Genomic DNA, 7,971 nt, shown 5'->3' on the forward strand with positions numbered 1-7,971 from the left:
GCGGGCGGGCGGGCAGGCGGGAGGGCGGGTGGGTCAGCGGGCGGTGCCGGCGGCGGAGCCGGTGAGCTTCTCGCCGGGCTCGTACAGGTAGCACTGCACGATGCGGTCGCCGAGCTCGGACCAGCCGCCCTTGGTGGGTGTCAGGTAGAGGAACCCGTACACGGACTCCTCGTAGCTGGTGCCGACGAACGAGGTGAACTCCTCGAGGCACGCGGCGTCGGCTTCGGCGTAGATCTCGTCGTTACCGGGGAACTCGCCGTCGGCGAGCGCGAACTCGTAGAAGACCTCGTTGTCGTGCGGTTCCGCGCACGGCACGACCGGCAGCTCGGAGATCTCGCCGGCGTCGCCGCCCTCGTCATCGAAGCAGTCGCCGACGGCGAGGGTGAACACGTCCATCGTGCCGCCCTCGGTGATCTCGGCGGACTCCTGGTCGCGCACCGCGGTGTCCCCGCCCAGCACGCTCTGTACGATCGAACATCCGCCGAGCAGGGTGGTGCTGGCGACAAGGGCGCCGCCCAACGCGAGCGCGGTGATTCGATGCCTCATGTCCATCCTCGGGTCCAGACTGATTGGCTCCCGTCAACATACACCGGCTGGCACGGCCAGCACGAACCACACCGTCGATAATGGGCGGGTGACGGATGCGCCCTACTCTCTGCCCGGCTGGACCCACACCTACTCCGGAAAGGTGCGCGATCTGTATCGGCCCGACGACGGCGCCGACCGGATGCTGGTGGTCGCCAGCGACCGCGTGAGCGCGTTCGACCACGTGCTGGAGCCCGGAATCCCGGGGAAGGGGGCCCTCCTCACCCGACTCAGCCTGTGGTGGTTCGACCGGCTGGCCTCCCCCGCCGGCGGCACCCCGATCCCGAACCACCTCGTGCCCGGGGCCCACGCCCCCCACCCCGTCGCCGACCGTGCCATGGTGGTGCGCGCCCTCGACATGCAGCCGATCGAGTGTGTGGTGCGCGGCTACCTCACCGGGTCGGGCTGGGCCGAATACCGGGAGGCGGGCACCGTATGCGGCATCCCCCTGCCCGACGGCCTCGGCAACGGCGACCGTCTGCCAGAGCCGATCTTCACACCCGCCTACAAGGCGCCGCTGGGTGAGCACGATGAGAACATCTCGTTCGCACGCGCCGTCGACCTGGTCGGTGCCGACCGCGCCGCGCAGCTGCGCGACACCTCCCTGGAGATCTATGCCCGTGCGGCGGCGACCGCGGAGGACCGCGGCCTCATCCTCGCCGACACCAAGTTCGAGTTCGGGGTCGACGGCGCCGGGGTGCTGACCCTCGCCGACGAGGTGCTCACGAGCGACTCGTCGCGGTATTGGGATGCCGAGGCCTGGCGCGCCGGCTCCACTCCGGCGGAGCGCATGGCGAGCTTCGACAAGCAGATCGTGCGCGACTGGCTCGCGGCGAACTGGGATCGGCGAGGTACGCCCCCGAATCTTCCCGCCGAGATCGTGGCGCGGACGGCGGCCAGCTATCGGGAGCTGATCGCGCGCCTCACGGGGTGACCGGGCGGCGCGAGTAGGGTGTGATGCCGAACCCCCGTCGTCGTCCCCCGAGGAGTGCCCTCATGCCGATCTGGACCCTGCACGGCAACGGTCGCCGCGTCGCCCCCGGGGCCGTCGTAGCCCCCACCGAACGGCTGACGTGGGGCGGCACGATCGCGATCGGCGCCCAGCACGTCGTCGCGATGTTCGGCGCCACGTTCCTGGTGCCGTTGCTGACCGGGTTCCCGGTGTCGACGACGCTGCTGTTCTCGGGCCTGGGGGCCCTGCTGTTCCTCGTGCTGACCCGCAACAAGCTCCCCAGCTACCTCGGTTCGTCGTTCGCCTTCATCGCCCCGATCACGGCCCTGAACGGCGGCAACCCGCTGGAGTCGGGCGCTCAGATCAGTCAGGCGCTGGTCGGTGTCGTCGTGTCGGGCCTGCTGCTGGCCGGCGTCGGGTTCGTGGTGCAGGCGGTCGGCACCGGCTGGATCGAGAAGCTCATGCCGCCGGTGGTCGCAGGGGCGATCGTCGCCCTCATCGGCCTGAACCTCGCACCCGTCGCGTGGAGCAACTTCCAGCAGCAGCCGGCACTGGCCACCCTCACGCTGGTCGCCGTCATCGTGCTCAGCGTGTTCTTCCGCGGCTTCCTCGGCCGCGTCTCGATCTTCCTGGGGGTGGTGCTCGGCTACGTCGTGGCCGTGGTGACCGGCCAGGTCGATCTGACGGCGGTCGAGACGGCGGCGTGGATCGGCTTCCCCGAGTTCCACCTGCCCGCGTTCGGCGACGCCGCCGCGTGGGCGCTGCTGCCGATGTTCCTGCCGGTCGTGCTGGTGCTCATCGCCGAGAACGTCGGCCACGTGCGCGGGGTGGCCACGATGACCGAGGACCCGATGATCAACGGCCGCACCGGGAGGGCACTGGTCGCCGACGGCCTGGCCACGACCCTCGCGGGGGCGTTCGGCGGATCGGGTACCACGACCTACGGGGAGAACATCGGGGTCATGGCCGCGACCCGCGTCTACTCCACCGCGGCGTACTGGGTGGCGGGCCTGCTGGCGATCGCACTGTCGTTCTCGCCGAAGATCGGCGCACTGTTCTTCAGCATCCCGCCCGGCGTGCTCGGCGGGGTGACCACCGCGCTGTACGGGCTGATCGGGGTGATCGGGATGAAGATCTGGGTCGACAACCGGGTCGACTTCTCCCGCCCCGTCAACCAGTTCACCGTCGCAGTGTCGTTCGTCGTGGCGATCGCCGGCTTCTCGCTGACGTGGGAGCAGTTGCAGTTCGGCGGGATCGTGCTGGGCACGGTCGCGGCGCTCGTGATCTATCACGGCGGCAACGCCATCGCACGCTGGCGCCGCACCGGTGCCGACGACGGCGGGCCCATCGGGCCGATCGGACCGCTCGGCGGCGACCCGCGCTGATCGTCGCGCCCGGTCAGGATGCCGGCGGATGCCGACGTGCCCGGCGGTGCTCCTGGGCCACCGGATCGGGAACCGGCAGCGAGGCGATGAGCCGACGGGTGTAGTCGTCGTGCGGGTCGCCGAGCACCCGCGCCGTGGGACCCTGCTCGGCGATCGCGCCGTGGTGGAGCACCGCGACCCGGTGAGCCAGCAGGTCGACGACGGCGAGGTCGTGCGTGATGAACAGCATCGCGAAGCCGTACCGCTCCTGCAGGTCGGCGAGCAGGTCGAGCACCCGCGCCTGCACCGACACGTCCAGCGCGCTGGTGGGCTCGTCGGCGATGAGCAACGCGGGGTCCAGCGCCAGCGCCCGCGCGAGCGAGGCCCGCTGCCGCTGCCCGCCGGACAGCTCGTGGGGGAAACGTCCGGCGAACTCGGCGGGCAGCTGCACTGCCGCCAGCAGCTCGCGCACCCGGTCGCGGACCCCCGCGGCGTCGCGGTGCACCCGCAGCGGCTCCGCGACGTTCTGGGCGACGGTCAGCAACGGGTTGAAGCTCGTCGCGGGGTCTTGGAACACGAACCCCAGCTCGCGCCGCAGCGGCCGGAAGTCTCGCTCGCGGATGCCGCGCAGCTGCGCCCCGAGCACCCGCAACGACCCGTCCGCCACGGGAGTCAGTCCTGCGATCGCCCGGCCGATGGTGGTCTTGCCGGAGCCGCTCTCCCCCACTAGGCCCAGCACTTCGCCCGGCGCGATCTGGAAGCTCACCCGGTCGACCGCCCGGAAACCGCGGCGTCCGAACCGCCCGGCATACTCGATCACCAGCTCGTCGGCCACCACGACCGGATCCGCCGCCTCCGCCGCCATCGGCGCCTGCCGGTCGACGAGCTGCACCCGCGGCACCGCCGCCAGCAGCCGGCGGGTGTAGTCGCTCTGCGGCTGGGCGAACAGGTCGCGCACCGCGGCGGTCTCGACGATCTCGCCGTCGAGCATGACCGCCACCCGGTCGGCGAGGTCGGCGACGACCCCCATGTTGTGGGTGATCAGCACTATCGCGGTGCCGTCCTCGTCGCGCAGCCGGCGCAGCAGGTCGAGGATGTCGGCCTGGACGGTGACGTCGAGGGCCGTGGTCGGTTCATCGGCGATGATGACCGACGGCTCCAGCGCAAGAGCCATCGCGATGACGATGCGCTGCTTCTGCCCGCCGGAGAACTGGTGCGGGTAGTCGTCGACGCGCCGCTCCGGCTGCGGGATGCCGACACGGCGCAGCATCTCGACGGCGCGCGCTCTCGCGGCCCGTCGGGTCCACCGCCCGTGCGCGCGCAGACCCTCGATCAGCTGCCACCCCACCGTGAACACGGGGTTCAGCGCCAGTGACGGCTCCTGGAAGATCATCGCCGCGGCCGTGCCGCGCAGTTCGCGCAATCTCGCCGAGCCGAGCCCGGTGACGTCGGCGCCGCCCAGCACGACCGCCCCGCGCGTGGCCGCTGTCTCGGGCAGGAGGCCCAGGATCGAGCGCGCCGTGACCGTCTTGCCGCTGCCGGACTCCCCCACGATCGCGAGCACCTCGCCGCGCGCCACCGACAGGCTCACCCCGTGCACGGCGCGGACGTCGCCGGCGTCGGTCGTGAAGCGCACGTCGAGGTCGCGGATGTCGACGGCATCCGCTCCGGTGGCCTGCTGCGGGTTCACGGCACCTCCCCCCGTTCCTCGCGCGAGGCCGGCTCGGTCTCGTCCACCGCGTCCGCCGGGGTGGTCGCGACGGCACGGCGCCGCGCCCGGAGGCGCGGGTCGGCCAGGTCGTTGAGGCTCTCGCCGATCAGCGTGATGCCGAGCACGACCAGCACGATCGCGAGCCCCGGCGGCACCGCCGTCCACCAGATGCCCGCCGCGACGTCGCTGATCGACTTGTTGAGGTCGTACCCCCATTCGGCGGCCGCCGTCGGTTCGATGCCGAAACCGAGGAACCCGAGCGCGGCGAGGGTGGCGATGGCCTCCGAGGCGTTCAGGGTGACGATCAGCGGCAGTGTGCGGGTGGAGTTGCGCAGCACGTGGCGGAACATGATGCGCGGTGTGGATGCCCCGATGACCTTCGCCGACTCGACGAACGCCTCCGCCTTGACCCGCACCACCTCGGCGCGCACCACCCGGAAGTACTGCGGAACGAACACGACCGTGATCGACACCGCCGCCGCGAGCACCCCCGGCCACAGCCCGGACTGCCCCCCGCTGATGGCGATGGCCGCCACGATGGCCAGCAGCAGCGTCGGGAAGGCGTAGACCGCGTCGGCGATCACCACCAGCACCCGGTCGACCCAGCCGCCCAGGTACCCGGAGACCAGTCCCAGCAGCACCCCGACGATCACCGAGAGCGCGAGGGCCACCAGGATGACCAGGAGCGCCGTCTGGGCGCCCCAGATCACCCGCGACAGCACGTCGTACCCGCCGACGGTCGTCCCCAGCGGGTGCGCCGCGGACGGCGGCTGCTGTGCCCCGAAGTTGCCGTCGGCGTCGCGCAACTGGTTGTAGCCGTACGGCGCGACCCACGGGGCCAGGATGGCGCACAGCAGGAACACCGCGGTGAGCACGAGCCCCGCGACGAGCATGCCGCGCTGCAGGCCCACGCTCTGGCGCACCTGGCGCACGACGGGCAGTCGCTGGAGCATTCGCCGGCGGGCCATGTCAGTACCTCACCCGCGGGTCGATGAAGGCGGCGACGATGTCGACGAAGAAGTTCGTGACCGCCACGATGACCGCGATGAGCGCGACGATCCCCTGCACCGCGACGAAGTCGCGGGCGGACAGGTAGGCGGCCAGCTGGAACCCGAGGCCTTTCCACTCGAAGGTCGTCTCGGTCAGCACCGCCCCGCCCAGCATGAGGGCGATCTGCATGCCCATGACGGTGATGATCGGGATGAGGGCCGGACGGAACGCGTGCGTGCGCACCAGGCGGAACTCGTTCACGCCGCGCGAGCGCGCGGCATCCACGTACGGCATCGTGTAGGTGCCGATGACGTTGGTGCGCACGAGGCGCAGGAAGATGCCCGCCGTCAGCAACCCGAGGGTGAGCGCGGGCAGCACGGCGTGGGCGAGCACGTCCTGCACGTAGGCGGGATTGCCCGAGGCGATCGCGTCGATGAGGTAGATGCCGGTGCCGCCGTCGCGGGTCAGCGCCAGCTCGGTGCGCACCCCGGCCCGCCCGCTGACGGGCAGCCACCCCAGCCACACCGAGAAGACGAGCTTGCCGACCAGGCCCGCGAAGAACACCGGGGTCGCGTAGAGGAGGATCGCCGAGACCCGCAGCAGCGCATCCGGCCACCGGTCGCGCATCGCGGCGGCGAGCATGCCGAGCGGGATGCCGAGCACGAGCGCCACGGCGGAGGCGTACAGCACGAGTTCGAGGGTGGCGCCGCCGTAGGTGAGCAGCACCTCGGTGACCGGCTGGTTGTCGGTGAGGGTCGTCCCGAAGTCGAACGTCGCGACCTGGCGGAGGTACTCCAGGTACTGCTGCCACACCGGCCGGTCGTAGCCGGCCTCGTGGATACGCTCGGCGAGCTGGGTGGGCGTGAGCCGCCCGCCCAGCGCCGCGGTGACGGGGTCGCCGGTGAGGCGGAGGAGGAAGAAGACGAGGGTGACCAGGATGAGCACGGTGGGCACGATCAGCAGCGCCCGCACCAGCAGGTATCGCCCGAACGTGTTGGCCGAGACAGCGGCGACCGCGGGCGTCGCCGCGCCCTCAGTGCTCATGCGGTCCTCTGCTACGGGGTGTTCTTCGTGATCGAGGCGAACCGCAGCTTGAACGACGAGTCGAGCACCAGCCCCTCGACGTCGGTGCCGGTAACGGCCACCTGCGCTCCTTGCAGCAGCGGCACCGTCGAAAGCAGCTCCGCGACGCGCGCCTGAATGGCTTCGATGTCTTGCGTGCGTGCCGCCGGGTCGGGCTCAACGGCCTGCTTCAGGATCAATTCCTCGGTCTGCGCGTCGCTGAAGTGGTTGCCGATGAAGTTGTCGGCGAGGAAGAACGGCGTCAGGTAGTTGTCGGCGTCGGAGTAGTCCGGGAACCAGCCCAGCTGGTAGGCCGGGTAGACGTCGGCGACGCGGTCCTTGGAGTACTGCACCCACTCGGTCGACTTCAGGTCGACGGCGAAGAGGCCATCGGCTTCGAGCTGCGACTTCACCAGCGCGTACTCGTCACCCGACGACGGTCCGTAGTGGTCCGGGCTGTACTGCAGGCTGAGGGCGACCGGGGTGGTGACCCCGGCGGCGTCGAGCACGGCGGCGGCCTTCGCGGCATCCGGTCCGCCTTGACCGTCGCCGTACAGGCCCAGGAGCACTTCGGTCGCTCCCGCAAATCCCTCCGGGACGTACGAGTACAGCGGCGTGTAGGTGCCCTTGTACACCTGCTCGGAGATCGCGTCGCGGTCGAGCAGATGGGCGACCGCCTGGCGCACCGCGAGCGCTTTGGCCGGGTCGGCCTCGGCGGTCGCCGCGCCGTGCGGCTGGGTGTCGAAGTTGAAGACGATGTAGCGGATCTCGCCGCCGGGGCCGTCGATGACGGCGACGGCCCCGTTGGTGCTCAGGTCTTCCACGTCGGTGGCCGACAGGCTGCGGTGGGCGACGTCCACGTCGCCCTGCTGCACGGCGAGCTTGAGGTTGGACGAGTCCGCGAAGTAGCTGACGATGACGCCCGAGTTGGCGGGAGCGTCGATCAGCCCCTGGTAGTTCTCGTTGGGCGCCAGCTCGACCGTCTTGTTGAAGTCCCACGACGTGATCGCGTAGGGCCCGCCGAACGCGTTGGCGTCGACGATGTCCTGATCGGGAGTGACGGCATCGGCGGCGAACACCTCGTCGTCGACGATCGCGCCCGGGAAGCTCGTGAGGATGAAGGGGAAGACCTGGTCGTTCTCGGTCTTCAGGTGGAACACGACGGTCGTCTCGTCGGGCGTCTCGACGCTGTCGAGGTTGTAGAGCAGACTCGACGCGCCGTTGGGGTCGGCGATGGCGACGTTGCGGTCGAACGAGAACTTGACGTCGGCGGAGGTGAGGTCGTTGCCGTTGGCCCACTTCAGCCC

Annotated in this window: 7 protein-coding genes; 2 read left to right on the forward strand and 5 right to left on the reverse strand. The window is 70.7% G+C overall.

Going from position 1 to position 7,971, the window contains the following annotated elements:
• Nucleotides 1–33 precede the first annotated feature (33 nt).
• Nucleotides 34–546 carry a septum formation family protein gene (locus ACK5KK_RS00655; protein ID WP_416888162.1) on the reverse strand — a complete coding sequence of 171 codons (513 nt, stop codon included), beginning with the start codon at nt 544–546 and terminating at the stop codon, nt 34–36.
• A gap of 88 nt (nt 547–634) precedes the next feature.
• On the opposite strand from ACK5KK_RS00655, the gene ACK5KK_RS00660 reads away from it, so the two are divergent.
• Both ACK5KK_RS00660 and ACK5KK_RS00665 read left to right on the forward strand, forming a co-directional pair.
• On the forward strand, nt 635–1,519 hold the full coding sequence (locus tag ACK5KK_RS00660) for a phosphoribosylaminoimidazolesuccinocarboxamide synthase (RefSeq protein WP_416888163.1): 885 nt from the start codon (nt 635–637) through the stop codon (nt 1,517–1,519).
• Between the two features lie 62 nt (nt 1,520–1,581).
• Nucleotides 1,582–2,922, forward strand: a complete 1,341-nt coding sequence (locus ACK5KK_RS00665; protein WP_416888164.1) for a uracil-xanthine permease family protein — start codon at nt 1,582–1,584, stop codon at nt 2,920–2,922.
• 13 nt (nt 2,923–2,935) lie between these two features.
• On the opposite strand, the gene ACK5KK_RS00670 is transcribed toward ACK5KK_RS00665, so the two are convergent.
• The 4 genes from ACK5KK_RS00670 to ACK5KK_RS00685 all read right to left on the reverse strand — a co-directional run.
• Nucleotides 2,936–4,591, reverse strand: coding sequence for a dipeptide ABC transporter ATP-binding protein (locus ACK5KK_RS00670; RefSeq protein ID WP_416888165.1), 1,656 nt, complete (start codon nt 4,589–4,591; stop codon nt 2,936–2,938).
• Nucleotides 4,588–5,580 (reverse strand): ABC transporter permease, encoded by a 993-nt coding sequence (locus ACK5KK_RS00675; RefSeq protein WP_416888166.1) that lies wholly within the window; start codon nt 5,578–5,580, stop codon nt 4,588–4,590. Before ACK5KK_RS00675 ends, ACK5KK_RS00670 begins: the two co-directional genes overlap by 4 nt.
• A gap of 1 nt (nt 5,581) precedes the next feature.
• Nucleotides 5,582–6,646, reverse strand: a complete 1,065-nt coding sequence (locus tag ACK5KK_RS00680; RefSeq protein ID WP_416888167.1) for an ABC transporter permease — start codon at nt 6,644–6,646, stop codon at nt 5,582–5,584.
• 11 nt (nt 6,647–6,657) lie between these two features.
• On the reverse strand, nt 6,658–7,971 hold a 1,314-nt coding region (locus ACK5KK_RS00685; protein ID WP_416888168.1), incomplete at its 5' end, for an ABC transporter substrate-binding protein.

Source organism: Microbacterium sp. (genome assembly GCF_047972865.1).
Classification (GTDB): Bacteria; Actinomycetota; Actinomycetes; order Actinomycetales; family Microbacteriaceae; genus Microbacterium.